A 25,215-nucleotide genomic window follows, 5' to 3' on the forward strand; every position below is an offset into this window, starting at 1 on the left:
GGCGACGCTCACCGCCCCGTCTTTACTGTTCAGATGGCGGATCAGCACCTCGGTAATGTCGGCGGCCAGGGCGCTTTTTTGTTCATCGGTCAGTTCGCGGGGAAAACATTTAATATCAACATGTGGCATAGCAGGCTCCTTATTGTCAGATCGATAAACTAGCATAGCGGTGGTCAGTCGGTTCGCCTTTTGTGCTTTAAATCAACTCGTTGTCACGCAGAACCTGCTGTAGCTCCGGCCGCTGGTACACTTTGTCCGCCACGGCGACAAACTTTGGCGTGTGCGCCATAAACCACGCCCGCCGCGGCCCCCAGTTGCACATCGCCGCGATATAACAGTCGAGCAGCGACATGTCGGCCCCCAACGCATAAGGCGCCGCCGTCAGCTGCTGTTCCAGCCACAGATACAGCGATTGGCGATAGCGGATGCAGTTCTCCCGCAGCTGTTCAGGCGCATCGGCGGTCCAGCGCTGCGGATAATCGGCATAGGTGAACGTAGGGTAGACATTGGCCACCAGCCAGATCAACAGACGCTGAAACTGCTGGCGCTGCGGTGTGCCCGGCGCCGGTGCCAGATCCGGACGGCTATCGAGGATCATCAGGGCAATCGCGGCGGATTCGGTCATCACGCTGCCATCGTCCAGCCGCAGGGTCGGCACCTGACACAACGGATTTATCTGCATCAGGCTGTCGCGCTGCGGGCCCGGCTGGTCGAAGCCTGCCACGTTAACGAAATGGTAAGGAATGTTGGCCAGGGTCAGCATCAGCTCACTAATCGCCGATCCCCAGCCGGGTACGCCATAGACGGTCATCATCATCGGCCTCCACGATAAAGCTTAAGTTTAGGCACAAAATCGGACTGACATGCTGGCGGTACCGGGCGCTGCGCTTGTTCCCTTCGGCGTGCAGTCGCTACGCCGATTCGCGCGCCACCAGGTGAAAGCCGATATCAATAATCACACCGCCTTCACCATAGCCTTCTATCCTATCGGCCAGCAGCGTCGCCGCCTGTTCGCCGATGGCGTGGCGATCGACGCTGACGGTCGTTAACGCCGGACGATTGCTGCCGGCGAAATCAAGATCGCCGAAACCAATCACCGCCAAATCCTCAGGCACGCGCAGACCGCGGCTTTCAGCTTCCATAATCGCCCCTTGCGCAAGCGTATCGGAGCTACAAACGATGACATCAAACTCGCCGGAATCCAGTAACTGCGCCAGTCCACTGCGCCCCAACGCCAGAGATGCCGGCAGCGGCACTTCAACCTGAGGCACCGCCGGCAGACCGTTTTTGCTCAATACAGCGCACAACCCCTGCTTACGCAGCGCTGCGCGGGAATCTCCTGCCCACAGTAATCCCGGGCGGCGGTAGCCTTTTTGCCACAGAAATTCACCAATAGTTTCACCCACCTTCTCGTGAGAAAAGCCCACCAGCATATCCAGCGGCGTAGGGGTCAGATCCCAGATTTCTACTACCGGCGTGGCGGCGTTAAGGATCGTTTTTTTCAGCGCCGGAGTATGCTGAATCCCGGTCAGGACCACACCATCCGGGCGCCGTGAAAGCAAGGTTGCGACCAGCTCAGCTTCGGTCTGACGGCTATAGCCTGCCACACAGAGCAGCATGTGATAGCCGCGCGCGGCGAGGGTATCGCTGAGAGCCTGAATCGTATCGACGAACATATTGTTGTTAATCTGCGGTACGACGACGGCCACCAGTTTGCTGCGCCGCGATGCCAGACCGCCCGCCAGCGCATTGGGGATATAGCCGGTAGCCTGTACCGCCTGCATGACTTTCTCCACCGTTTTCGGCCGCACCAGCTGCGGGGTATTTAGCGCGCGGCTGACCGTCATCGATGACAACCCGGCGCTGCGGGCGACATCATCCAGCGTTGGTGCGCGCGACGGTTTTCTGCTTTTCACGACGAAGCCCCTGTATTGAATCGTTTTCCTGCGGGCATTATTGATGATGACCCACGCAATTGCCAGTCTCCTTCGACATATCCCCAATGGAATCAATTACCTGAAAGACAAAATGTTATCGCTATCATTTTTGTTTGTGCTTTTTCACAAATCTGATTGGATTGTGATATCTAATACACAATTTTACCATTAATAACCGCTAATTGTGATCATTTGTACAAATTAACGCCATCGCCGTAGCGGCGATTTAAAATCAGGATTAAAAATGTTAGCGCAAACATTTTTAACTTTAAGGAACTAATCATGACCTTCAGCGCTAACTCTGAGTCCGTAACCTACGCGAAAACCCTCGGCGTCAAAACCGCTGCCGAAACCGGCGATCGCATTGAGCACGTCAAACTGTCGCTGGCCTTTTTACCGCTGGCCACGCCGGTCAGCGACGCCAAGGTGCTGACCGGTCGGCAAAAGCCGCTGACCGAAGTGGCGATTATCATCGCCGAAATTCGCTCCCGCGATGGCTTCGAAGGCGTCGGTTTTAGCTACTCGAAACGCGCGGGCGGCCAGGGGATCTACGCGCACGCGAAAGAAATTGCCGATAACCTGCTCGGCGAAGACCCGAACGATATCGATAAGCTCTATACCAAACTGCTGTGGGCCGGCGCATCCGTTGGCCGCAGCGGCATGGCGGTGCAGGCCATCTCCCCTATCGATATCGCGCTGTGGGATATGAAAGCCAAACGTGCCGCGCTGCCGCTGGCCAAACTCCTCGGCTCGCACCGGGATTCCGTGCAGTGCTACAACACCTCGGGCGGTTTCCTGCATACACCGCTGGATCAGGTGTTGAAGAACGTGGCTATTTCGCGGGAAAACGGCATCGGCGGAATCAAACTGAAGGTCGGTCAGCCTGATACCGCTGAAGATATCCGCCGACTGACGGCAGTGCGCGAGGTGTTGGGCGACGATTTCCCGCTGATGGTCGATGCCAACCAGCAGTGGGATCGCGAAACGGCCATCCGCATGGGACGGAAAATGGAATCGTTTAATCTTGTCTGGATTGAAGAGCCCCTCGATGCCTACGACGTTGAAGGCCATGCCCAGCTTGCCGCTGCGCTGGATACCCCCATCGCGACCGGCGAAATGCTGACCAGCTTTCGCGAGCATGAACAGCTGATTCTCGGTAACGCCAGCGACTTTGTGCAGCCGGATGCCCCGCGTGTGGGCGGCATCTCGCCGTTCCTCAAAATTATGGACCTCGCCGCAAAGCATGGTCGCAAACTGGCGCCGCATTTTGCCATGGAGGTGCATCTGCATCTGGCCGCCGCCTATCCTCTGGAGCCGTGGCTGGAGCACTTCGAATGGTTAAATCCGCTGTTTAATGAACAGCTTGAATTGCGCGACGGGCGGATGTGGGTATCTGAACGCCACGGTCTGGGCTTTACGCTGAGCGAGCAGGCCCGCCGCTGGACCCAACAGAGCTGCGAGTTTGGCAAACGCCCCTGATAAATGCGCCCCGGATGACGCTACCAATCGGTTTATCCGGGCTGCCACGTCATCACATCGGCGGAAAAGGTGACGATACCACCGGATTTGCTGATAACGACAAGCGGGAGCGCCTGGTCTTTATCTCGTGCTCCTGACAGACAGTATTTACATCAACAACCCTGCAAAGGAGTTGACTCATGACCACCACCGCAAAGCGCAGCAATGTGCGCTATGGTATTTTATTATTCCTTTTTTTGGCTACCGTATTTAATTATGCCGATCGCGCAACGTTATCCGTCGTTGCCCCGATGATGAGTAAAGAGTTAGGTTTTGATCCGGAAGCCATGGGGTTGGCTTTTTCGGTTTTCGGCATCTCGTATGTGGTGATGCAAATACCCGGCGGCTGGCTGCTGGATAAATACGGTTCACGACTGGTCTACGGCTGCGCGCTAATTGGCTGGTCGCTGGTGACCATGCTGCAGGGCACCATCTATCTGTATGCCAGCCCGCTTATCGTGCTGATTATCCTGCGCTTGATGATGGGAGCGATTGAAGCACCGGCGTTCCCGGCCAACAGTCGCCTCAGCGTCCAGTGGTTCCCGAATAAAGAACGTGGCTTCGTCACCTCGGTTTATCAGGCGGCGCAATATATTTCATTGGGTATTGTTACGCCATTGATGACGATTATTTTGCATAACCTCAGCTGGCACTATGTCTTTTATTATATTGGCGCCATTGGGGTCGTGCTGGGGATATTCTGGCTGATCAAAGTCAAAGATCCTCTGCACCATCCGGCAATTAATCAACAGGAACTTGATTATATTCGCGACGGCGGCGGTGAACCGGAACTGGGCAGCCGAAAAACGCAGTCGAAGCTTACGCTCGCGCAGGTCAAAAGCGTCTGCGTGAACCGGATGATGATCGGGGTCTATATTGGCCAGTTTTGCGTAACCTCGATCACCTGGTTCTTCCTCACCTGGTTTCCCACCTATCTTTATCAGGCCAAAGGCATGTCGATTCTGAAGGTTGGCTTCGTCGCCAGTATCCCGGCGATTGCCGGGTTTATCGGCGGCCTGCTCGGCGGCGTCTTCTCCGACTGGTTACTCAGGCAGGGCTATAGCCTGACTACCGCCCGCAAGCTGCCGGTGATCTGCGGAATGCTGCTTTCCTGCGTCATTGTTGTCGCCAATTATACCGGTTCGGAAGTGGTGGTGATTGCCGCCATGAGTCTGGCCTTTTTCGCGAAAGGCTTTGGCAACCTTGGCTGGTGTATCCTCAGCGACACATCGCCGAAAGAAATGCTCGGCATTGCTGGCGGCGTCTTCAATATGTGCGGCAACCTGGCAAGTATTATCACCCCGCTAGTGATTGGCGTCATCATTGCCAACACCCACTCATTTGATTACGCCATTTTGTATGTCGGTTCGATGGGAATAATAGGTCTGCTCTCGTATCTGTTTATCGTCGGCCCGCTGGATCGCATTACGCTCACACCGCGCGCCGCCTGATTTAATACCGCTGGCGAAGATTCGCCCCCGCTGTTTCGCCCTACACTCCGGCGAAACAGCGGTTTTTTAGTAGGTGATCCCCGGGGGATTCACCTGAGACTGTGCTACCGCCTCGCCCTGCTCTCCCCAGCGTGCCAGCACCTGCTGGTATTCGCCGCGCGCAATGGCGCCATCGAGCGCCGCCTGCAACGCAAACACCAGGCCATTGCCCTTTTTGGTGGTGGTAGCGACCCAGGCTTTTTTCGGCCCCAGCCCGACAACTTTGGTGGTCCCGGTCAGCGCCGCTTTGTAGGCCGCCACCGACTGGGGGCCAAAGAAAACATCGGCGCGCCCGGACTGGATGTACAGATTGCCGGAGGCGTCGTCGGTTAAATAGATCGGCAAAGCCAGCTGGCGCCCCGCCGCTTCATTCTCCCCGTTCCAGCCAAGCAAAATACGCTCCTGATTGGTGCCGGATCCGACGATCACCTTCCGCCCGGAGAGATCCGCCGCGCCGCTGATTTTCTCAATGGCGCTGGTGGATTTAACCGAAAATGCCAGCGAATCGACGCGATAGGTGGCGAAATCGAATTTCTCCTTACGCTGTTCGGTGACCGCGATATTGACCAGCGCCACGTCGTAACGCCCGGAGGTGATCCCCAGCGGCCAGTCTTCCCAGGCCGTCGGCACCAGTTTCAGCTTGAGGCCTAAACTGCCGGCCAGTAGACGGGCAATATCCGGGTCGCTGCCGATGCGCGTCCGGTTGTCGCTGGCCAGCAGCGCCAGCGGCGGTGAATTAAGCGCTGAAATCGCCACCGTCAGCGTACCGGGTTCAACAAAGCGATAGCTGGCCGGGATCCTGGCGATCGCGGCGTTGTCCACCGTTACCGGCAGCGGCTGTTCGTTCGCCCGGAGATCAATTTTCGCCTGCGCCCCCGCCGAGAGCGCGCCCAGCGCCAGGGCAACTATCCTTGTTCTCATGCCAGCACCTTTGATAAAAATTGCCGCGTACGCTGATGCTGCGGATGATTAAGCACCGCGTCGCTGCTGCCCTGCTCAATAATTTTCCCCTCGACCATAAACACCACCTGATCGGCCACTTCGCGGGCAAACCCCATCTCATGCGTCACCACCACCAGCGTGGTACCGGAGCGGGCCAGCTTCTTAATCACATCGAGCACTTCGCCCACCAGCTCCGGGTCCAGCGCCGACGTCGGTTCATCGAACAGCAGCACTCGCGGCTTGAGGGCCAGCGCCCTGGCGATGGCAATCCGCTGCTGCTGGCCGCCGGAGAGATGGCGCGACCAGGCATCGGCCTTGTGGCGCAGCCCCACCACATCCAGCAGCTCATAGGCGCGCTCGACCGCTTCCTTACGGCTGACCTGCTTGTGGGCGATCGGTGCTTCAATCAGGTTTTCCAGCACCGTCAGATGCGGGAACAGGTTGAAGTTCTGAAACACGTAGCCCACGTTAACGCGCTGGCGCAGAATCTCTCTCTCCTTCAGCTCATAGAGCTTATCGCCCTGGCGCCGATAGCCAATGTAGTCGCCATCAATCTGAATAAACCCTTCATCCACTCGCTCAAGATGGTTTATGGCGCGCAGCAGGGTTGATTTCCCCGAACCGGATGGCCCGAGGATCACCGTCACCGTGCCGGGCGGAATTTCCAGCGAGACATCATCCAGCGCTTTATGGCGGCCGAAATACTTACTGACGCCGGTAATCGAGATATGACCGTTATGAGAGTTGGGCATGAATGGCCTCCTGCGGTTTCTGCGGCTGACGTGCGGAGTCATCGGCGCGCGCGCGGCGCGGCGAGTTGACCGCCGAACGGCGTTCGCTGCGCGCGAGGGCGCGTTCCACCAGATATTGAATCAGCGACAGGACGCTGGTGATCGCCAGATACCAGACGGCGCCCACCATCAGCAGCGGAATCACTTCCTGGGTACGGTTGTAAATCATCTGGATGGTGTAAAACAGCTCGGGCATCGCCAGCACATAAACCATCGCCGTCCCTTTGGCGAGGCTGATAATTTCATTAAAACCAGAAGGCAAAATCGTGCGCAGCGCCTGAGGCAGAATAATCCGCAGCGTACGCCGCCACGCCGGCAGCCCCAGCGCCGCGGCCGCCTCATACTGACCGTGGTCAACGCCGAGGAAGCCGCCGCGAATGATCTCCGCAGTATAGGCGCTCTGCACCAGCGTCAGCCCCACAACCGCCGTGGAAAACTGCCCCAGCACGTTGATGGTCTGATAACTCCCCCAACTGATCCCGGTAAACGGAATACCGAGCGATAGCGTGTCATAGAGATAAGAGAAGTTGTAGAGGATTATCAACACCACAATCAGCGGCAGCGAGCGAAACAGCCAGATATAGCCCCAGGCCAGGCTGCTCAGCAGCCATGAGGAAGAGAGTCTGGCCAGCGCCAGCAGGCCGCCAAAAATCACGCTCAGTACCGTACCCAGCAGCGTCAGCAGCAGCGTTTGTCCCAGCCCTTCAAGAATGACCGGGTCAAAGAACCAGCGGGCGAAGACCGCCCACTCCCAGCGCGGGTTAAAGGCCACCGACTGCACGACGGCCGCCAGCACCAACAGCGCCACCACTGCGCCGACGGCGCGCAGCGGGTAGCGTGCCGGGACCACTTTAATCGTTTCCGATCTGTTCATGTTCTCTCCTCAGGCGCTGTGGCTTAGGGCGCTTACCGCCAGCGCTTTGGTGAACCGTAGCCGGCCGTCAAATGGCGGCTGGCTGTACTCTTCCGGGTTGCGAGCCAGGTCAAACTGCGCGTCGTAGCCCTGGCTCAGATAGAGCCTGACCGCTTCCGGCTGGCGAAAGCCGGTGGTCAGGTAGATATGGCTGTAGCCTGCCAAAACCGCCCGCCGCTCCAGCTCCTGTACCACTTTCGCCGCCAGTCCCTGCTGGCGCAGGGCCGGATGGGTCCAGATACGTTTAATTTCCGCCGTGTGGCTGTCCTTCGGCTTATAGGCGCCGGTGGCGATAATTTCCCCCTCCCGCTCCAGCACGATAAACAGCCCCTGCGGCGCCAGATACCATTCGGTCAGTTCGACTTCCGCATCGCGGGAAAAATAGTCGCCGTAGCGCGACGCGTATTCGGCGAACAGGCCGTTGATAATCGGCTGGAGTTCAGGCGCTTCGGGTGAGATATCGCGGAATGCTGCACTCATATTGCCTCCTGTTAATCGCCCAGCCCGGCCGGGTTAATTTCTGATTGCGGGATGCTCTCCACGCCTTCGCCCCAGCGGGTAAGCACTTTGGCATAGTCACCGTTCTGAATGGCCCCGTTTAACGCGGTCTGCACCGGTTCAACCAATCCGCTGCCTTTTTTCAGCGTGACGGCGATGTGCGCCGCTTTCGGCCAGCCGCCATCCACGCTGCCCACCAGTTTGGTTTTCCCGGTCAGCGCAGCCTTCCAGGCGCCAATCACGTTCGGGCCAAAGAAGGCGTCGGCACGTCCGGACTGGATCGCCAGCGTCTGGGCGGCATCATCTTTGGTGTAGACCGGGGTAAACGGCTTCAGCCCCTTCTTCAGGTTTTCCGCATTCCACGCCAGCAGAATGGCTTCCTGGTTGGTGCCTGAGCCGACGATAATGCGCAGCCCGGCAATGTCTTCCGCCTGCTCAATTTTGCTCAGCGGGCTGCTACTCTTGACGTAAAAGCCCAGCGAGTCCTTACGATAGGTGGCAAAGTCGAACTTCTCTTTGCGCTCTTTGGTGACGGTAATATTGCTGATCGCGGCATCATATTTGCCGGAGGAGACGCCCAGCGGCCAGTCCTCCCATGACGTCGGCACCACGTTCAGCTCCAGCCCGAGGCTATCGGCGACCAGGCGGGCGATATCAACTTCGCTGCCAAGCAGGGTCTTGTTGTCATCGGAAAATACGGTCAGCGGCGGCGAATTCAGCGCCGCCACCGCCACGGTGAATTTCCCCGGTACCGCGAAGTGATAGTTAGCTGGCAACAGGGCAATGGCCTGCGGATTTTTCGCCGTGTGCACCGGGGCTTTATTGGCCTCCACGCTGACGCCGGTACCGTTAATGTTGACGTCCTGGGCCCATAATGGCGCGCTGAAACCCAGCGCAAGGGCCAGTAAAAGTGACTTTTTCTGCATAGCGAGCGTTCTCTGTTGTTATTGTTGTTGGAATTGATTAACCGGCGGCGTCAGCCCCAGGCTTTCGCGCAGCGTCGTTCCCGGATACTCCCGACGGAACAGCCCGCGCTGCTGCAAAATCGGCACCACCCGATCGACAAAGCGCGGGAAGGTATCCGGCGTGCCGCCCTGGATAATAAAACCGTCGGCCCCTCGTTGTTCAAACCAGTGCTGCAAACCGTCGGCGACCTCCTGCGGCGTCCCGGCGAAAAGCGGGCGCGGGCTGGCGGCTTCCAGCGCGACCTGGCGCAGGGTCAGTCCGCGCTCGCGCGCGTTGCGCTTAATTTCGTCGGTGGTGCTGCGGAAGCTATTTTTGCCGAGATCGCCGATATCCGGGAACGGTTCATCCAGCGGATACTGCGCAAAGTCGTGGTGTTCGAAATAGCGTCCGAGGTAGTTGAGGGCGTCCTCAATCGATACCAGCGCGGCGGTGGTCTGGTATTGCTGTTCGACATCGTCGGCATCGTCACCGACAATCACGCTGACGCCCTGGAAGATATGTAATTGGTTATCCTGACGACCGTAGGCCGCCAGTTGGTTCTTCACATCGCGATAAAACGCCTGCGCTTCTGCCAGCGACGCCTGATGGGTAAAAATGGCATCGGCATGACGCGCCGCCAGCTTTTTGCCGTCATCGGAGGCCCCGGCCTGAAAAATAATCGGCCGCCCCTGCGGCGTGCGGGAAATATTGAGCGGGCCGGCAACCTGGAAAAAATCACCGCGATGGTCGAGAGTGTGCAGTTTATTTTTATCGAAGAATTGGCCGCTCGCTTTATTACGCACGAAGGCGTCCTCTTCCCAGGAATCCCATAATCCTTTCACCACCTGCAAATATTCATCGGCAATCCGGTAGCGCAGCGCGTGGTCAGGATGTTGGGCGCGGGAAAAGTTCTTTGCCGACCCTTCCAGCGGCGAGGTCACCACGTTCCAGCCCGCGCGTCCCTGGCTCAGATGGTCAAGGCTGGCAAACTGTCTCGCGGTGGTAAAAGGCTCGCTGTAGGAGGTGGATAAGGTGCCCACCAGCCCGAGATTGCGGGTGACCGCCGCCAGCGTCGAGAGCACGGTCAGCGGTTCAAAGCGGTTTAAAAAATGCGGGATCGATTTCTCGTTAATATATAAACCATCGGCAACAAATAAAAAGTCCAGCTTGCCCTCTTCGGCTTTTAAGGCCGTCTGCTTGACGAACTCAAAATTAATACTGGCATCCGCCTGCGCGGCCGGATGACGCCAGGCGGACATATTTCCCGATGCGCCGTGTAATATTGTGCCCAGACGCAATTGTCGTTTTTCAGACATAGCAACCCCTTTCCTTGCCGAAAATGAAAACAGAAGCCCGAACGCTCAGGCGTCAGATCTGGCGTAAAGCCTGCTCCGCCAGCGCCGCAAAATAGCGGGCCGCCGGGGCAATTAAGTTGTCATCCGGGTTGTAGGCCGGGTGGTGAAGACCGAATTCGCTGGCGCTGCCGATGCTGACAAACGCGCCGGGAATATGCTGCAGGTAGACGGCGAAATCTTCGCCGCCCATATGCAGATCCGCATGACGGGTGCGGTAGCCGGACTGCGCGGCAACCTCGCTGGCAAATGCCGCCCAGCGTGGGTCATTGACCAACGCCGTAGGACCGGCGTACCAGAAGACGTCGATTTGCGCGCCAAAGGCGCTGGCGAAACCGGCGGCAATGTCGCTGACCCGCGCCTTGACCCGCTGCTGCACCTCGCTGCTGTGGGTACGCAGGGTTCCTTCGAGCTCCACGCTTTCCGGCAGCACGTTCCAGGTATTGCCGCCCTGGATCCGCGTCACGCTCAGGACCACCGAATCGAGGGTATTGACCTCGCGGCTGGCCACGCTCTGCAGGACGGTGACCAGCTGGCTGGCCAGTAAAATCGCATCTTTGCCTTCGTGCGGGCGGGCGGCATGCGCCCCTTTGCCGGTAACTTTAAAGACGAAGCGATCGACGTTGGCGTAAAACGCCCCGCCGCGGGTAGCAAACTCGCCCAGCGGCAGACCGGGTTCATTATGCATACCGAAGATCGCCGCGACCCCCTCCAGCGCCCCGGCGCGAATCAGGGTTTTCGCCCCGCCAAAGTTCTCTTCCGCCGGCTGGAACAGAATCCGGACCCGCCCCGGGAGCGTCGCTTCGCGTTCTTTCAGCAGCAGCGCCGCCCCCAGCATCACGCTGGTGTGAATATCATGGCCGCAGGCGTGCATCACCCCCTCGTTTTGCGAGCGATACGGCAAACCGGTGGCCTCCGCAATCGGCAGCGCGTCGATATCGGCACGCAGGGCGATAATCTTATCGCCGCTGCCCACTTCGACCACCAGGCCGGTTTTCAGCTCATAGGGCAGCACCCGCAGGCCGCCGCTCTCAAGCCAGTCACGGATGCGCGCGGTGGTCGCCACCTCCTGCAAGGAGAGTTCCGGGTACTGATGCAGCTCGCGCCGCCAGGTAATCAGCTGTTGTTCAAAGCTCATGACAGCGCCTCCGCACCAAGATGGGCCTGGGCCAGCAGGCGCAATGAGTCGAGACGCGTCTGCCCTTCGCTGAGCGGCGTATCGATAATGAATTCGTCAATATTCCAGGCGCTATGCAGGGCGTCGAGCTGCGCTTTAACCTCGTCTGCGGTTCCTGCCAACAGCGAGGCGTCGCGGCGGGCGATGCGAACCGGCGGACTTCCGGCCTGACGGGCAAAGGTGGCCGCCTGGGCTTCGCTACCTACCGTTACCCGCTGGCCGTTTTCCAGTTCGACGCCCCAGACTTCAACCTGTTTCGCCAGCTCAATCGCCGTGGCGCTATCCTCCGCCACGATGACCTGCACCGCGACGATGGCGTCCCGGCGGCTGAGGGCGCGCCAGCGGGTCAGGACATCACGCAGCAGGGTTTTATCGCCATTAAGATGGGCGGCAAAGACAAAGTTCCAGTCCAGTTGAGCGGCCAGCTGGGCGCTTTCGAGGCTGGCGCCGAGCAGGAACCCGTCGGCGCGGCGCGGGGGGATTGGCGTGGCGCGCAGGCTCTCTTCCCCTGCGGCATCGGTGAGCGACAGCCAGTTATCCAGCTGCGCGAGGCGGTCGGCAAAGGTTCCCCCTTCTTCAGGATGCAATCCCTGTTGCAGAGCGCGGGTGGACAGCGGCAGGCCGCCCGGGGCTTTACCGACGCCCAGATCGACGCGGCCAGGCGCTATCGAGGCCAGCAGGTTGAAGTTTTCCGCCACTTTATACGGGCTGTAGTGCTGTAGCATGACGCCGCCGGAACCGACGCGAATCTGCCGGGTCTGGCCGAGGATCCAGGCGATCACCACTTCCGGCGACGGGCTGGCTAATTGATCGGTATTATGGTGCTCGGCAATCCAGAAGCGGTGATAGCCCCAGGCCTCCGCCTGTTGCGCCAACGTTAATGTACGCGTCAGCGCCTGAGCGGCCGTTTCTCCCGCCGCCAGCGGACTTTTATCCAGGATACTGATTCGATAAGACATTTCGCAGGCTCGTATTAATTAACATGCCTGCATTATTAGAATCTGCCGCGGCCACTGAGAAACAATTTATTTACATGTACTCTGCCGGAAAATAGATATACGCCCTCAACCCGGCGCCGCCTGCCGCTGTAGCTGGCGGATAAAATCCTCGGTCTGCCGCGGGTGACCCAGGCGTACGAAGCGAATATGTCGATACGCCGGGTCGGCCATATCAGACTGATAACGCTGGCGATTTTTCTTCCAGGTTTTGAGGGTCCACCAGATAATGGAGTCGCGGCTGAGGAAGGCGCGACGGAAGCTTTCACGGTTGCCGGTTCCCGGCCACAGCTCCTGACCGCGGCTTGCCCGGGAGATGGCCCGCCAGACGGCCTGGCGCAGAGTTCGGGCGAAACCATAATCCACCCACACCACCAGATCGACATTGCGCCACTTAACCGGGCGGCTGCGGTTATAATTGCCGTCCAGCACCCAGCCGGAGGCCTCGGTGGCCGCAGCCACCCTGGCGAAGAATACCTCATCCGGCTCGCCCTGCCAGTCCGCGCGCCAGTAAAGCCTGTCCATCTCAATGTAGGGAACGGACAGGATCTGCGCGAGCCTTCGCGCCAGCGTCGATTTACCGACGCCGCTGGTACCCACTACGTTGATATTCATCGCTGTCTCTCAGCCGTTGCGCCGCTGAGAATCATAGCCCGAAAAAGCCCGATGGCGCTACCGGCAGGCCGCAAAGGCGGGCGTCGGGGTCTCCCGCCTGCCGGCAAACGGCGACGATTAGTTTGCCGGATATTGCTCGTCGGTCACTTTTTCCAGCCAGGTGACCGGGCTGCCGTTTTCGGCTTCGGCAATCGCAATATGCACCATTGCAGTATCGCTGCTGGCACCGTGCCAGTGCTTAACCCCCGGTGGAATCCAGGCAATATCGCCCTGATTCAGCGCCTGCGCCTCCTTGCCCCACTCCTGTAGCCAGCCGCGACCCTGGGTGACGATCAGCGTCTGACCCAGCGGATGGGTGTGCCAGGCGGTACGCGCGCCGGGCTCAAAGGTGACCGTCGCACCGCCCACTTTTGCCGGTTCGCTGGCCTGGAACGGCGCATCAATACGAACATCGCCGGTAAACCAGCTGTCCGGACCTTTTCTCGAAGGCTGTGAGCCGCTACGAATAATGTTCATTTCTGTTCCTCTCAACATGACGTGTCTGTTCAAAGTAGCGCAATCTGGCAACGAGGATTAGACTGCAAAATCAGAAAAGAACCATGAGCAAAATTCATTAATCCGGAAAAGTGATGTTAAAAGATAACGTTAACGACCTGCTATCATTTATGGTGGTCGCCCGCGAGCGCAGTTTCACCCGCGCGGCCGCTCAGCTTGGCGTCTCTCAGTCCGCCCTCAGCCACGCGATGCGTAACCTCGAGGCCCGGCTCGACGTGCGGCTGCTGACCCGCACCACCCGCAGCGTGGCGCCTACCGAAGCGGGCGAAAAGCTGTTCCAGCGCCTGAGTCCGCACCTGCAAGAGATAGAACAGGAGCTTCACGCTCTGCGCGATACCCGCGACCGTCCGGCGGGTAACATTCGCCTGACCGCCAGCGAGCATGCCACCGGCGCCGTGCTCTGGCCGGCGCTGAAAAACTTCATGTTGCAATACCCGGAGATCAATATCGAAGTCACCGTGGACAACGGCCTGACCGATATTGTCGACGGCCGCTATGACGCCGGCATTCGTCTGGGTGAACAGGTTGCCAGAGATATGATTGCCGTGCGCATCGGCCCCGATATGCGCATGGCGGTGATCGGCTCTGCGACCTATTTTCAGCGCTACGGTATCCCGCAAACGCCCTACGATCTCGCACAACATCGCTGTATTAATCTGCGCCTGCCGACCCTCGGCGGTATCTATGCCTGGGAGTTTGCGCAGGACAATCGCGAAGTCCGCGTGCGGGTTGAAGGACAAATTACCTTAAACAGCCTGCCGCAGCGGATTGATGCCGCGGAGTCCGGGCTGGGTCTGGCCTATGTCCCGGAAGATAGCGTGCAACAGGCGCTGGCGGAAGGACGACTCATTCGGGTCCTCGAGGCCTGGACTCCCTCCTTCCCCGGCTATCACCTCTATTACCCCAGCCGCCGCCAGCATACGACGGCCTTCAGCCTGCTGGTGGACGCCCTCCGTCGTTGAACTCATTGATATTTAAGCAAGTGCGGTCGAGAAATGTTTTACGTGCGTGACTATCTCGATACGTGTAGGATGCTGCGCCATGCTCTGCTTATCTCCTACGTCAGAATGATGGGAAAGCCAGCATAACGTGCTGCTACTCAGCGGTGCGATGAACCACTCATGGACATTGACAGGAAAATGGGTACATCAATGAATACAAAGCAACACTCGACGGCGGAACACCATGCCGCCAGACGTCACTGGCTCAACTCTCAGGAATCGGGCTATCACAAAGCGATGGGCAACCGTCAGGTGCAGATGATTGCCATCGGCGGCGCCATCGGTACCGGTCTGTTCCTCGGCGCAGGCGCGCGTTTACAGATGGCTGGCCCCGCGCTGGCGCTGGTTTATCTGGTCTGCGGCCTGTTCTCGTTCTTTATCTTACGCGCCCTCGGCGAACTGGTGCTGCATCGTCCTTCCAGCGGCAGTTTCGTCTCCTACGCCCGCGAGTTTTTGGGTGAAAAAGCGGCCTACGTCGCCGGCTGGATGTACTTCGTTAACTGGGCGATGACCGGGATAGTCGATATCACCGCCGTGGCGCTGTATATGCACTACTGGGGCGCCTTTGGCGACGTCCCGCAGTGGGTCTTCGCGCTCGGGGCGCTGGCGATCGTCGGTACCATGAACATGATAGGCGTGAAGTGGTTCGCCGAAATGGAGTTCTGGTTCGCCCTGATCAAGGTGCTGGCGATTGTCGCCTTCCTGGTGGTAGGGACCATTTTCCTCGGCAGCGGTAAACCGCTGGACGGGAATGCCACCGGCTTCCACCTGATTACCGATAACGGCGGTCTGTTCCCGCACGGGCTGATGCCTGCGCTGGTGCTGGTTCAGGGGGTGGTGTTCGCCTTTGCCTCCATCGAACTGGTCGGGACCGCCGCCGGTGAGTGCAAAGAGCCGCAGACGATGGTGCCGCGCGCGATCAACAGCGTGATCTGGCGTATCGGCCTGTTCTACGTCGGCTCGGTGCTGCTGCTGGTGCTGCTGCTGCCGTGGAATGCCTATCAGGCCGGGCAAAGCCCGTTTGTGACCTTCTTCTCGAAGCTGGGCGTGCCGTACATCGGTAGCGTGATGAATATCGTGGTGCTCACCGCCGCGCTCTCCAGCCTCAACTCTGGCCTGTACTGCACCGGACGTATTCTGCGTTCGATGTCGATGGGCGGCTCCGCGCCGAAGTTTATGTCGAAGATGAGCCGTCATCAGGTGCCCTATGCCGGGATTCTGGCCACGCTGGCGGTGTATGTCGTCGGGGTGTTCCTGAACTATCTGGTGCCGTCGCAGGTCTTCGAAATCGTCTTAAACGTGGCTTCGCTGGGGATTATCGCGTCGTGGGGCTTTATCGTGGTCTGCCAGATGCGCCTGCGTAAAGCGATTAAGGAAGGTAAAGCGGCGGACGTGAGCTTTAAAATGCCGGGCGCGCCGTTCACCTCCTGGCTGACCCTGTTGTTCCTGCTCAGCGTGCTGGTGCTGATGGCCTTCGATTACCCGAACGGTACCTATACCATCGGTTCAATTCCGCTGATTGCGGTACTGCTGGTGGCCGGCTGGTTCGGCGTACGTAAACGCGTTCACGCGGTGCATAGCACGGCGCCTGGCGCACAACCTACGCAAAAATAACGTTATCGCGGTTTGTCCGTCACCGGGCAAACCGCCGCTTGCTGCTTAGTTATCTTCCACCAGCTGCGACACATCGCTGCTGTTAATCTGGCGACGGTTGCCGGATTCATCCACATAGCTGGTCATACCGGTGTCTTTATCCAGACGCGGCTTACCCTGAGTCACAATGGTCTGCCCGCTTTTCGTCGTCATGACATAGTTTGAAGTACAACCCGCAAGCAGTGCCAGCATCGCGCCAGCGCACAGAACCATAAATGGCTTATTCATACATCCTCCAGAATGATTAATTCCGCCAGGCAGCAGGCGGCAAAACGATGATTGTAAAACCATAACGGCTATCGGGCCAATAAGTGTTTGTAACAGAGGGTGATTCCGGCGGGCGGGAGGGGTTTCCCCCTCCTCAATCATGACTTACAGCGCGATACGGATAACGTCATCCGGCTGGGTCGCTTCTTTCTGACGGGTGGATTCCTGCTTCACGCTGACGTACAGCGTTTTACCGTCGGCGGAGAGCGCCAGGCTGTTCGGGAAGGTTGGCGTTTTGAAGGTTTTAACCACTTTGTAAGTTTTACCATCAATCACGCTGACTTCACCGGCTTTACGATGCGTCACGTAGGCTTCATTGCGCGTCGGGTTGAACAGCACCGCCAGGGATTCCGGCGCGGCGATTTTCTCCAGCACTTTCCCGTCACGCAGGTCAACAACCAGCACTTCCGGCTGTTTGCTGTCGGTGATGAAGGCGCGGTGACCGGCGGTATCGAGGCTCAGGTTCAGATAGAAGTGCTCTTTACCGTCATCCTGCAGCTTTTTACGGCTCAGAATTTTGTTGCTCTCGCTGTCGATGGTCAGCAGTTCGCCATCGGCGTTGGTCGTGTAGATTCGCTTCGCGTCAGCATCCACCGCCAGGCCGGTCGCCATGGCGCCGGTATTGGTGATCGTGTCTTTCAGCGTCAGCTTTTCACCATCCACAACCCAGATCACGCTCTCTTTACCCAGCCCGGTGATATAGACCGTGTTGGTTTTTTCATTGACCGCCAGCTCACGCGGCGCCAGCGGACGCACGGTTTCACTGCGCTGACGATTGTCGAGCACCAGACGGCCTTTCACCGCGCCGGTTTTCGCGTCAATGGCAGTAACGGTGCTGTCAGTGGTGTTACCAAACCACAGCGTTTGCGTAGCGTTATTGATCGTCGCACCGAACGGTTTCAGATCGTTATGAATAACCTGCGTCACCTCCAGCGTGGTCGGGTCGAGACGATAAACAATCCCGCCTTTGTCCAGTGAACGGCTTTGAGAAGTTGCGACCCACAGCGCATTTTCCTGCTGGCTGTAAGCCATTTCGTATGCGCCCTTACCGACCGCCTTGCGCAACATTTCTTCTGCCGCGTGAGCGCTGAAGCTCCCTGCCAGCAGTAAAGAGGTTAATAACAGTGAACGACGCAGACGCGGCGCGGACAGATGACGTAATGACATGACGACTCCCTTGAATAAAACACTATGTGCCTGCTCGACATTGCTTCCCTGACGCAAAGTCCTGGCTTTGCGTTCATTTTCAAATGCGAATAGTAATCATTATTTGGCATGAAGTGGAGCGTTATTTATTAAAACCGACGGCGAAAATAATCATTCGGTGCCATTATTTAACGAAAATAACGTTAATAATTTTCAAAAAATTACAAAAGGGTTAACATATGGACATATGTTCCGTTTGGTTCGTTTTACGAGTAGCTTTATGAAAATCCATTCCGTGCGCACGGCTGCGCTACCTGCCCTCCTTTTCCCGCTGATCGCAGTGGCCCAGACCAGCGCCAGCGATGAACAAACAATGGTTGTGACCGCCGCTCCGACCGCGGTCTCCGAACTCGATACCCCCGCGGCGGTCAGCGTCGTTAACGGGGATGAGATGCGCCAGGCGGCGCCACGAGTCAATCTCTCTGAATCGCTGGGCGCCGTACCGGGGCTGCAGGTTCAGAACCGACAGAACTATGCTCAGGATCTGCAGCTATCGATTCGCGGCTTTGGTTCCCGTTCCACCTACGGCGTGCGCGGGCTGCGCATTTACGTTGACGGCATTCCGGCCACCATGCCCGATGGCCAGGGACAAACCTCGAATATTGATATCGGCAGCGTCGAGAGCATCGATGTCCTGCGCGGGCCGTTCTCCGCGCTGTACGGCAACTCCTCAGGCGGCGTGATTAACGTGACCAGCCAGACCGGCAGCCAGCCGCCGACCATCGAGGCCAGTAGTTATTACGGTAGCTTCGGCACCTGGCACTACGGTCTGAAGGCCACCGGCGCCGTCGGCGACGGCACCCACGCCGGTGACGTCGATTACACCGTGTCGACCAACCGCTTTACCACCCACGGCTATCGCGATCACAGCGGCGCGCGTAAAAATCTTGCCAACGCCAAACTCGGCGTGCGCATCAATGACGTCAGTAAGCTAACCCTGCTGTTTAACAGCGTGGATATCAAAGCCAATGACGCCGGCGGCCTGACCTACGATGAATGGCAGAATAACCCGCGCCAGTCGCCGCGCGGCGATCAGTACAATACCCGCAAATCGACGAAGCAGACCCAGGCGGGATTACGCTATGAGCGTCAGCTGAGCGAGCAGGACGACCTGAGCGTGATGATGTACGCCGGCGAGCGTGAAACCACGCAATATCAGTCAATCCCCCGCGCGCCGCAGCTCAATCCTGGCCATGCCGGCGGCGTGATTGACCTGACCCGCCACTATCAGGGGATCGATACCCGCTGGACCCACCGCGGCGAGCTGCTGGTGCCGGTCACCTTCACCACCGGCCTCGACTATGAAAACATGAGCGAGCGGCGCAAAGGCTTTGAAAACTTCGTGATGGTCAACGGCGCGCCGCAGTACGGCGAAGAGGGGAACCTGCGCCGTAACGAACGCAACCTGATGTGGAACATCGACCCCTATCTGCAGACCCAGTGGCAGCTGACGGACAAACTCTCCCTTGATGCCGGGGTGCGCTACAGCTCGGTGTGGTTCGACTCCAACGACTATTACATTACGCCAGGCAACGGCGATGACAGCGGTGACGCCAGCTACCATAAATGGCTGCCGGCCGGGTCGTTGAAGTACGCGGTCACCGAAGCATGGAACGTCTATCTCTCCGCCGGTCGCGGTTTTGAAACGCCGACCATTAACGAGCTCTCCTATCGTTCAGGCGACCAGAGCGGCCTCAATTTCGGCCTGCAGCCGTCGACCAATGAAACGGTCGAGATCGGCAGTAAGACGCGGGTCGGCAATGGCCTGTTTACCGCCGCCCTGTTCCAGACCAATACCGATAACGAGATTGTGGTGGATGCCAGCAGCGGCGGACGCACCAGCTACAAGAATGCCGGTAAAACCCGCCGTCAGGGGATGGAGCTGGGACTGGATCAACAGTTTGGCGAAAGCTGGCGTCTGAAAGCCGCGTGGACCTGGCTGGATGCCACCTACCGGACCAACGTCTGCGACGACGCCAGCTGCAACGGCAACCGTATTCCGGGGATCGCCCGTAATATGGGCTACGCATCGTTCGGCTATCAGCCGGAACGCGGCTGGTACGCCGGCAGCGATATCCGCTATATGAGCGATATTATGGCTAACGACGAGAACACCGCCAAAGCGCCGTCCTGGACGGTGGTCGGCCTGACCACCGGCTATAAGTGGAGCTATGGCAAGATGGACATGGATCTGTTTGGCCGCGTCGATAATCTCTTCGATCGCCGCTACGTCGGCTCGGTGATTGTCAACGAGTCCAACGGTCGCTACTATGAACCGGCGCCGGGACGTAACTACGGCGTCGGGCTGAACCTCGCCTGGCGTTTTGAGTAACCCCCGGCATCAGACCGTATAAACCTGACTCCCCGGTAGGTACCGCGCCACCGGGGAAACGGCCCGCATAACCTCGTCGCCCCGCGAAGCGCAGCGCCAGCGGGGAATCATCCCCTCCACCATCATAATGCGGCATACTTCACGCTTTGATTTATCCTTTCTCGTCTGTTGTGCCCCAGAGCGTTACCCTTATCACAAATAACGCCCATAAAAAGGAGCCGCTATGGCACTGCCAATCATCCTTGATTGCGACCCGGGTCATGATGACGCCATCGCTATCGTTCTCGCCCTCGCCTCACCCGAACTTGACGTCAAAGCCATCACCTCCTCCGCCGGTAACCAGACGCCGGAGAAAACCCTGCGTAACGTGCTGCGCATGCTGACGCTGCTGCAACGCCAGGATATTCCGGTGGCCGGCGGCGCGCGTAAGCCGCTGATGCGGGAGCTGATCATCGCTGATAACGTTCACGGCGAAAGCGGGCTCGACGGCCCGGCGCTGCCGGAGCCTGATTTTGCCCCGCAGAGCGTTACCGCCGTGGAGCTGATGGCGAAAACGCTGCGCGAAAGCCCGCAGCCGGTGACGATTGTCGCCACCGGCCCGCAAACCAACGTCGCCCTGCTGCTCAACAGCCACCCGGAACTGCATGACAAGATCGCGCGTATCGTGATGATGGGCGGCGCGATGGTACTCGGCAACTGGCAGCCCGCCGCCGAGTTTAATATCTACGTCGACCCGGAAGCGGCGGAGATCGTCTTCCAGTCGGGTATTCCGGTGGTGATGGCCGGGCTGGATGTCACGCATCGGGCGCAGATTCATGGCCTGGATATCGAACGTTTCCGCCAGCTCGGCAACCCGGTAGCCACCATTGTTGCCGAACTGCTCGACTTCTTTATGGAGTATCACAAGGATGCTAAATGGGGCTTCACCGGCGCCCCGCTGCACGACCCCTGCACCATCGCCTGGCTGCTGAAGCCGGAGCTGTTTACCAGCGTTGAGCGCTGGGTCGGCGTGGAAACCCAGGGGAAATATACCCAGGGCATGACGGTGGTCGATTATTACTTCCTCACCGGCAATCAGCCAAATACCACGGTCTTGCTGGATGTCGACCGGGAGGGGTTTGTCGACCTGTTAGCCGAGCGGCTGGCGTTTTATGGCTGACTTTAGATTCTGCGAGACGTTAAAGGCTGCGATACTGCCTTCTGAATAAAGACGATCGCCGGCAGTTTGCAGAGTATCAGGCGACGAGTTTGTCAGGCGCAGGCCCTGTCCGCTCGTTCGTCAATAACCCTGCCTTTGGTCTGTCCGGGTTGGACCTATCAGAGGCTGGCAGCGCCGTTAATGTCAGTATCGTGACCGACAAACAGCGTTTACATGGGAAAGATATTCAAGGATAACGGCTCCGAAGAGCCGTTATGACTAGTGGTGTATCAGGTCCAGTCTTCATAGCCATTATCATGGATCCAGACTATGCCGCCAGGGCATTTTTCCGTCAGAAACCAGAAGCCATCAAAAGCATCCTCTTCCATTTCCTCCTGGTTTTTGGGAAAGTTTTCACGATACAAGGAAATTTGTTCGTCGATGCTTCCTTCCAGATATTTTCCTCGACTTGCTAATTTTATTTTTCCTTCCAGAAGAAGGCGTTCCATAAGTTCAAAAAAATAGTCGCATTTTTCTTTATATGATAACTCTTCTTTCCCAAAATTATCCGCCCTCATGGCAGACCATACGGTACCCATGGATGATCCTTCCAGTTCCTCAGCAAACAGCTTATATTCATCATCGCTATATAACATATAAACACCTCACCGAAACTTGATCTCAACTTTTTTCTTAACTTTGCCCTGTAAGGCTTGCAAGTCTTCATTACTTAAAATTTCTATTGTCCCGCGAGCATTTGTTTTTTCTTCAATTGCGGAATAGTCGCGCAGGCTTATTGTTACACTATCTTTTTTTGAAAAATAAACTGTACCTAAAGGAGTCGTGATTTCTTTAAATGGCTCTCCCCCGTCAAAGATTGCGCATAATCAATGATATCTCGGTCGGAAAGTTTTTCTGTCGCAAAGACCTTGGTCGTTCCGTACTTATTACTTCCCCCGTCACCCAACACCTGCGCAAACTCCTTCCCGAACACATTGAGCTTATCGCTACTCTGTTTTGGATCAAACACTTTAACTAACTGGTCAGTATTGGTTTTCTGAATATCGCGGACATAATCTGCCGTTTTCGTAGAAAGATTCGTCCCGGCGGCTGTTTCTCCTTTGATAAAACTGGCAACAGACTGAGTATCCGCCAGAACCAGCTCGGGGGCCGTACCAACCAGAGTCATTCCACCTGCGGTCAGTGCCATACCTCCGCCGCTGGCAGCAGCCACGATAATCGCCGCTTCCCTCCGGGCCTGAACGCGTTTAGCTGCCTCCTTATCCCCTTTATCTGCCGCCAGAATATCCCGCTGATTATCCAGGGCATACTGTTGCAACATATGCTCCGTCATATTGTAGCGGTAAACATTTTGCGCACTGTCTGCACCGCTATACGCGCCTTCGGGCGTATGCGTGGTCAACATACCGGTCAACGCGCCAATCACGCGGGCCGTTTGCTCTTTTGCCTCGTTACCGTTTAGTGCTTCCTGCAGACGCTGCAACTGGCGCTCTTGCTCATTCAGATTAGCGGGTTCGAACAACGAACTTTGCATGATGACGCCGGCCAACTCCGTCGCCAGGGCACCAGCGGCCGCTCCTTTCCCGTCTCCCCGCCCGATTTCCGCGCTGATGCCCACCAGCACAGCATGGCTGACCGATTTCCCGGCCACTGACGTTCAGGTCTGTCTGCGCTTTAACATTCTGAGGGTGATTTTTCCGGCCGTCGTCAGGGAAATATCCTGTTGGGTGGCGGTAACGCTGTTCAGGTTGACTCCCACCCCGTCTTCGGTGGCAACAAGGCGGATTTTTCCGGCAGACATCCCGCCCAGCGCCTTAGTGTCGACGGCAAGCTGAGGCTTTGCTCCCTCGCCGGTAATCGGTTTTACCGTGCCATCTGAGTTGATTCAGGGACAGTTGATAGGGGGATGCGATAAGGGAAAGCGCGGATAGCGCGCTTGCGTGTGATGCGGGCTAGCGATCGGGGCGTAGGCCCCGGTCAGCGCAGCAAGACCGGGGGCAGTGTTTGTTATTCGTCAGGCGAAACGCGGATGACCACTTTGCCGAAGTTTTCGCCCTTCAGCAGGCCAATCAGCGTCTGTGGCGCATTTTCGAGGCCCTCAACGAGCTGCTCGCGGTATTTGATTTTTCCTTCCTGCACCCAGCGCCCCATCTCCTGCTGGAATTCGGCAATACGATGCCCGTAGTCCTGGCCGATAATAAAGCCCTGCATCCGGATCCGTTTTTTCAGCAGCGTCGCCATCAATAGCGGCAGACGATCCGGCCCTTCCGGCAGTTCGGTCGCATTATAGCCGCTCACCAGGCCGCACACCGGTACCCGCGCCGAGGTATTGAGCAGCGGCAGCACGGCATCAAACACCTTGCCGCCGACGTTTTCATAGTAAACGTCAATGCCCTGCGGGCAAGCCTGCGCCAGCTGTTCGGCAAAATCAGGCGCGCGGTGATCGAGGCAGACGTCAAAGCCCAGCGTCTCGACGGCATAACGGCATTTCTCGCTGCCGCCGGCAATCCCCACCGTCCGACATCCCTTCAGCTTCGCGATCTGGCCGACCGTACCGCCCACCGGCCCGGTGGCCGCGGCCACCACCAGCGTTTCTCCCGCCTTCGGCTGACCGATATCCAGCAGCCCCATATAGGCCGTAAAACCGGGCATCCCGAGGATGCCGAGCGCCCACGACGGGTGTTGCGGATGTTCGCCCAGCTTCACCAGCCCGTTGCCATCGGAGAGTTCAAAATCCTGCCAGCCGCCGTAGCTCAGCACCCACTCTCCCGGTTTAAAGTCAGCGTGGTGAGACGCTTCAACGCGACTCACCGTTCCACCGACCATCACGGCGCCGATGGCAACCGGCGGCGAGTAGGACGGTGCATCGCTCATGCGCCCGCGCATGTAGGGGTCTAACGAGAGATAAACCGTGCGCAGAAGCACTTGCCCGGGACCGGGCGTCGGGGCATCGCTCTCTTCCAGACGGAAATTATCCCCTGTCGGCTCGCCGTGCGGGCGAGAAGCCAGTACCCAGCGGCGGTGACGTTGCGGATGAAAAGCCATAGCAAACTCCTCTTGTTTAGGACCTGTACTGAGGCTAGTCGCAATTGCCGCCGCGCACATTGGCATTATGAGGCAGATTGATTTAATCGCACCACCAGATAGGTGCAGGAGGTGCTGGACTCATTGATAAAACGGCAGTCGTTAGGCGGCCCCAACTCGAGGCAATCACCGGCCCGCATCTCATGCCGGGTCGCGCCCTCGACAAACACCAGCTCCCCCTGTTGCAGCCAGATCAGCTGACGCGCCAGCGCGTAGGAGGCGGCGGGCATCGGCACATCGCTCCCCGCCGGCAGCTCCACCTGCACCAGGTCGATGGGCAGATCGCTACGCGGCGACACGTGACGCCGTAAATAGTGGCTTTGCGGATCGCGCCAGACCGGCTGCTGGGCAAAGCGCAGCAGTTTACCTTCCTGCATCTCCGCTCGGGCAATCAGCGTCGACATACTGATGCCGAAAGCACCGGACAGCCGCCCGAGCATCGATGCCGTCGGGCTACTCTCGCCGCGCTCGATCTTGTGGATCATAGCGCGTGAGGCGCCGGCGCGTTCGGCCAGTTCGCTGAGCGACCAGCCGCGAGATTCGCGTTCGATACGGATACGGGCGCTAATGCGCTGATTCATATTGTCTTCAATAGTATTCATAGCGTAGTACTATAGTGTATGAATCAATCTCAGACAAGGCGAGCGCGGGCAAAGCCAGCTCCATACCCTCTGGCCACGCTGCCCCTGCTATACCTGCCCACGGACGACAGCTCTTGATAAATTTCTTGCTAAAACAGATGACAGCATTGCGTACATTATTGTAATAATATCGTACTACTATAG

At 58.0% G+C, this 25,215-nt stretch carries 25 protein-coding genes and 1 pseudogene; 7 read left to right on the forward strand and 19 right to left on the reverse strand.

All coding sequences use genetic code 11. The features are described 5' to 3' along the window. The 3 genes from GRPL_RS08055 to GRPL_RS08045 form a co-directional block, all read right to left on the reverse strand. Nucleotides 1–129 (reverse strand): tautomerase family protein (locus GRPL_RS08055; RefSeq protein WP_032699953.1); only part of this gene is annotated, 129 nt, incomplete at its 3' end. Nucleotides 130–196: 67 nt separating this feature from the next. Then, nucleotides 197–814 carry a glutathione S-transferase family protein gene (locus GRPL_RS08050; protein WP_032699982.1) on the reverse strand — a complete coding sequence of 206 codons (618 nt, stop codon included), beginning with the start codon at nucleotides 812–814 and terminating at the stop codon, nucleotides 197–199. A 97-nt stretch (nucleotides 815–911) separates the two neighbouring features. Then, a complete protein-coding gene (locus GRPL_RS08045; RefSeq protein ID WP_032699954.1) occupies nucleotides 912–1,916 on the reverse strand; it encodes a LacI family DNA-binding transcriptional regulator in 1,005 nt (334 codons plus the stop codon). A 303-nt stretch (nucleotides 1,917–2,219) separates the two neighbouring features. Here GRPL_RS08045 and GRPL_RS08040 point away from each other — a divergent pair, with 303 nt between their 5' ends. From GRPL_RS08040 to GRPL_RS08035, 3 genes are read left to right on the forward strand one after another with little or no spacing between them, the layout of a single operon-like run. Beyond that, the gene (locus GRPL_RS08040) at nucleotides 2,220–3,416 is read left to right on the forward strand and encodes an L-talarate/galactarate dehydratase (protein WP_032699956.1); all 1,197 of its coding nucleotides are present in this window, start codon (nucleotides 2,220–2,222) and stop codon (nucleotides 3,414–3,416) included. Between the two features lie 14 nt (nucleotides 3,417–3,430). Next, nucleotides 3,431–3,553: a hypothetical protein gene (locus tag GRPL_RS28460; RefSeq protein ID WP_264673275.1), complete on the forward strand. Its 123-nt coding sequence runs from the start codon at nucleotides 3,431–3,433 to the stop codon at nucleotides 3,551–3,553. 42 nt (nucleotides 3,554–3,595) lie between these two features. Further along, nucleotides 3,596–4,906, forward strand: a complete 1,311-nt coding sequence (locus tag GRPL_RS08035) for an MFS transporter (protein ID WP_032699957.1) — start codon at nucleotides 3,596–3,598, stop codon at nucleotides 4,904–4,906. A 66-nt stretch (nucleotides 4,907–4,972) separates the two neighbouring features. Here GRPL_RS08035 and GRPL_RS08030 read toward each other — a convergent pair whose 3' ends face one another. The 9 genes and pseudogenes from GRPL_RS08030 to GRPL_RS07985 all read right to left on the reverse strand — a co-directional run bounded on the left by GRPL_RS08030 (nucleotide 4,973) and on the right by GRPL_RS07985 (nucleotide 13,689). Next, nucleotides 4,973–5,866, reverse strand: a complete 894-nt coding sequence (locus GRPL_RS08030; protein WP_032699959.1) for a transporter substrate-binding domain-containing protein — start codon at nucleotides 5,864–5,866, stop codon at nucleotides 4,973–4,975. Continuing rightward, nucleotides 5,863–6,639 (reverse strand): amino acid ABC transporter ATP-binding protein, encoded by a 777-nt coding sequence (locus tag GRPL_RS08025; RefSeq protein WP_032687857.1) that lies wholly within the window; start codon nucleotides 6,637–6,639, stop codon nucleotides 5,863–5,865. The genes GRPL_RS08030 and GRPL_RS08025 overlap by 4 nt, the downstream gene beginning before the upstream one ends. Beyond that, nucleotides 6,623–7,552, reverse strand: a complete 930-nt coding sequence (locus GRPL_RS08020) for an amino acid ABC transporter permease (RefSeq protein ID WP_032699961.1) — start codon at nucleotides 7,550–7,552, stop codon at nucleotides 6,623–6,625. Before GRPL_RS08020 ends, GRPL_RS08025 begins: the two co-directional genes overlap by 17 nt. A gap of 9 nt (nucleotides 7,553–7,561) precedes the next feature. Next, on the reverse strand, nucleotides 7,562–8,071 hold the full coding sequence (locus tag GRPL_RS08015; protein ID WP_032687859.1) for a GNAT family N-acetyltransferase: 510 nt from the start codon (nucleotides 8,069–8,071) through the stop codon (nucleotides 7,562–7,564). An 11-nt stretch (nucleotides 8,072–8,082) separates the two neighbouring features. After that, nucleotides 8,083–10,350 (reverse strand): annotated as a pseudogene (locus GRPL_RS28030) (NtaA/DmoA family FMN-dependent monooxygenase). A gap of 52 nt (nucleotides 10,351–10,402) precedes the next feature. Next, nucleotides 10,403–11,524, reverse strand: coding sequence for a M20 peptidase aminoacylase family protein (locus GRPL_RS08000; RefSeq protein WP_032699965.1), 1,122 nt, complete (start codon nucleotides 11,522–11,524; stop codon nucleotides 10,403–10,405). After that, a complete protein-coding gene (locus tag GRPL_RS07995) occupies nucleotides 11,521–12,522 on the reverse strand; it encodes an LLM class flavin-dependent oxidoreductase (protein ID WP_032696272.1) in 1,002 nt (333 codons plus the stop codon). Before GRPL_RS07995 ends, GRPL_RS08000 begins: the two co-directional genes overlap by 4 nt. Before the next feature lie 105 nt (nucleotides 12,523–12,627). After that, the gene (locus GRPL_RS07990) at nucleotides 12,628–13,173 is read right to left on the reverse strand and encodes an AAA family ATPase (protein WP_032699967.1); all 546 of its coding nucleotides are present in this window, start codon (nucleotides 13,171–13,173) and stop codon (nucleotides 12,628–12,630) included. 117 nt (nucleotides 13,174–13,290) lie between these two features. Next, nucleotides 13,291–13,689, reverse strand: a complete 399-nt coding sequence (locus GRPL_RS07985; protein ID WP_032696274.1) for a (R)-mandelonitrile lyase — start codon at nucleotides 13,687–13,689, stop codon at nucleotides 13,291–13,293. A gap of 113 nt (nucleotides 13,690–13,802) precedes the next feature. On the opposite strand from GRPL_RS07985, the gene GRPL_RS07980 reads away from it, so the two are divergent. Both GRPL_RS07980 and ansP read left to right on the forward strand, forming a co-directional pair. Next, nucleotides 13,803–14,690 carry a LysR family transcriptional regulator gene (locus GRPL_RS07980; protein WP_032687866.1) on the forward strand — a complete coding sequence of 296 codons (888 nt, stop codon included), beginning with the start codon at nucleotides 13,803–13,805 and terminating at the stop codon, nucleotides 14,688–14,690. A gap of 189 nt (nucleotides 14,691–14,879) precedes the next feature. Next, the gene (ansP, locus tag GRPL_RS07975; protein WP_032687867.1) at nucleotides 14,880–16,343 is read left to right on the forward strand and encodes an L-asparagine permease; all 1,464 of its coding nucleotides are present in this window, start codon (nucleotides 14,880–14,882) and stop codon (nucleotides 16,341–16,343) included. 45 nt (nucleotides 16,344–16,388) lie between these two features. On the opposite strand, the gene GRPL_RS07970 is transcribed toward ansP, so the two are convergent. Both GRPL_RS07970 and yncE read right to left on the reverse strand, forming a co-directional pair. Further along, nucleotides 16,389–16,610: a YgdI/YgdR family lipoprotein gene (locus GRPL_RS07970; protein ID WP_032687868.1), complete on the reverse strand. Its 222-nt coding sequence runs from the start codon at nucleotides 16,608–16,610 to the stop codon at nucleotides 16,389–16,391. A gap of 144 nt (nucleotides 16,611–16,754) precedes the next feature. Beyond that, nucleotides 16,755–17,816, reverse strand: coding sequence for a 7-bladed beta-propeller protein YncE (gene yncE / locus GRPL_RS07965; RefSeq protein ID WP_032687869.1), 1,062 nt, complete (start codon nucleotides 17,814–17,816; stop codon nucleotides 16,755–16,757). A 259-nt stretch (nucleotides 17,817–18,075) separates the two neighbouring features. On the opposite strand from yncE, the gene pqqU reads away from it, so the two are divergent. Further along, a complete protein-coding gene (gene pqqU, locus GRPL_RS07960) occupies nucleotides 18,076–20,187 on the forward strand; it encodes a TonB-dependent receptor PqqU (protein ID WP_032699983.1) in 2,112 nt (703 codons plus the stop codon). Nucleotides 20,188–20,410: 223 nt separating this feature from the next. Next, nucleotides 20,411–21,346 carry a pyrimidine-specific ribonucleoside hydrolase RihA gene (gene rihA, locus GRPL_RS07955; protein ID WP_032687870.1) on the forward strand — a complete coding sequence of 312 codons (936 nt, stop codon included), beginning with the start codon at nucleotides 20,411–20,413 and terminating at the stop codon, nucleotides 21,344–21,346. A 269-nt stretch (nucleotides 21,347–21,615) separates the two neighbouring features. Here the strand turns inward: rihA and GRPL_RS07950 are convergent, their stop codons facing one another. From GRPL_RS07950 to GRPL_RS07940, 5 genes are all read right to left on the reverse strand, one after another. Further along, a complete protein-coding gene (locus GRPL_RS07950; protein ID WP_032699969.1) occupies nucleotides 21,616–21,981 on the reverse strand; it encodes a DUF596 domain-containing protein in 366 nt (121 codons plus the stop codon). Nucleotides 21,982–22,157: 176 nt separating this feature from the next. Next, nucleotides 22,158–22,997 (reverse strand): hypothetical protein, encoded by an 840-nt coding sequence (locus GRPL_RS28275; RefSeq protein WP_335199072.1) that lies wholly within the window; start codon nucleotides 22,995–22,997, stop codon nucleotides 22,158–22,160. Between the two features lie 6 nt (nucleotides 22,998–23,003). Continuing rightward, a complete protein-coding gene (locus GRPL_RS28510) occupies nucleotides 23,004–23,147 on the reverse strand; it encodes a hypothetical protein (RefSeq protein ID WP_174977721.1) in 144 nt (47 codons plus the stop codon). A 206-nt stretch (nucleotides 23,148–23,353) separates the two neighbouring features. Then, the gene (gene curA / locus GRPL_RS07945; RefSeq protein WP_032687871.1) at nucleotides 23,354–24,391 is read right to left on the reverse strand and encodes an NADPH-dependent curcumin/dihydrocurcumin reductase; all 1,038 of its coding nucleotides are present in this window, start codon (nucleotides 24,389–24,391) and stop codon (nucleotides 23,354–23,356) included. 65 nt (nucleotides 24,392–24,456) lie between these two features. Beyond that, entirely contained in the window at nucleotides 24,457–25,032 is a 576-nt protein-coding gene (locus tag GRPL_RS07940; protein WP_015584412.1) for a helix-turn-helix domain-containing protein, read from the reverse strand. Nucleotides 25,033–25,215 lie beyond the last annotated feature (183 nt).

The sequence above is a fragment of the Klebsiella planticola ATCC 33531 genome, assembly GCF_000735435.1.
Taxonomy (GTDB): Bacteria; Pseudomonadota; Gammaproteobacteria; order Enterobacterales; family Enterobacteriaceae; genus Klebsiella; species Klebsiella planticola.

Coding starts and splice junctions, on each gene's coding strand:
- rihA (WP_032687870.1), top strand. CDS start 20,411: ATGGCACTGCCAATCATCCTTGATTGCGACCCGGGTCATGATGACGCC.
- GRPL_RS28460 (WP_264673275.1), top strand. CDS start 3,431: ATGACGCTACCAATCGGTTTATCCGGGCTGCCACGTCATCACATCGGC.
- GRPL_RS28510 (WP_174977721.1), bottom strand. CDS start 23,147: ATGTCTGCCGGAAAAATCCGCCTTGTTGCCACCGAAGACGGGGTGGGA.
- GRPL_RS08030 (WP_032699959.1), bottom strand. CDS start 5,866: ATGAGAACAAGGATAGTTGCCCTGGCGCTGGGCGCGCTCTCGGCGGGG.
- GRPL_RS07990 (WP_032699967.1), bottom strand. CDS start 13,173: ATGAATATCAACGTAGTGGGTACCAGCGGCGTCGGTAAATCGACGCTG.
- GRPL_RS08015 (WP_032687859.1), bottom strand. CDS start 8,071: ATGAGTGCAGCATTCCGCGATATCTCACCCGAAGCGCCTGAACTCCAG.
- GRPL_RS08020 (WP_032699961.1), bottom strand. CDS start 7,552: ATGAACAGATCGGAAACGATTAAAGTGGTCCCGGCACGCTACCCGCTG.
- GRPL_RS07950 (WP_032699969.1), bottom strand. CDS start 21,981: ATGTTATATAGCGATGATGAATATAAGCTGTTTGCTGAGGAACTGGAA.
- ansP (WP_032687867.1), top strand. CDS start 14,880: ATGAATACAAAGCAACACTCGACGGCGGAACACCATGCCGCCAGACGT.
- curA (WP_032687871.1), bottom strand. CDS start 24,391: ATGGCTTTTCATCCGCAACGTCACCGCCGCTGGGTACTGGCTTCTCGC.
- yncE (WP_032687869.1), bottom strand. CDS start 17,816: ATGTCATTACGTCATCTGTCCGCGCCGCGTCTGCGTCGTTCACTGTTA.
- GRPL_RS08035 (WP_032699957.1), top strand. CDS start 3,596: ATGACCACCACCGCAAAGCGCAGCAATGTGCGCTATGGTATTTTATTA.
- pqqU (WP_032699983.1), top strand. CDS start 18,076: ATGAAAATCCATTCCGTGCGCACGGCTGCGCTACCTGCCCTCCTTTTC.
- GRPL_RS08040 (WP_032699956.1), top strand. CDS start 2,220: ATGACCTTCAGCGCTAACTCTGAGTCCGTAACCTACGCGAAAACCCTC.
- GRPL_RS08050 (WP_032699982.1), bottom strand. CDS start 814: ATGATGACCGTCTATGGCGTACCCGGCTGGGGATCGGCGATTAGTGAG.
- GRPL_RS07980 (WP_032687866.1), top strand. CDS start 13,803: ATGTTAAAAGATAACGTTAACGACCTGCTATCATTTATGGTGGTCGCC.
- GRPL_RS07940 (WP_015584412.1), bottom strand. CDS start 25,032: ATGAATACTATTGAAGACAATATGAATCAGCGCATTAGCGCCCGTATC.
- GRPL_RS07985 (WP_032696274.1), bottom strand. CDS start 13,689: ATGAACATTATTCGTAGCGGCTCACAGCCTTCGAGAAAAGGTCCGGAC.
- GRPL_RS08025 (WP_032687857.1), bottom strand. CDS start 6,639: ATGCCCAACTCTCATAACGGTCATATCTCGATTACCGGCGTCAGTAAG.
- GRPL_RS08000 (WP_032699965.1), bottom strand. CDS start 11,524: ATGAGCTTTGAACAACAGCTGATTACCTGGCGGCGCGAGCTGCATCAG.
- GRPL_RS07970 (WP_032687868.1), bottom strand. CDS start 16,610: ATGAATAAGCCATTTATGGTTCTGTGCGCTGGCGCGATGCTGGCACTG.
- GRPL_RS07995 (WP_032696272.1), bottom strand. CDS start 12,522: ATGTCTTATCGAATCAGTATCCTGGATAAAAGTCCGCTGGCGGCGGGA.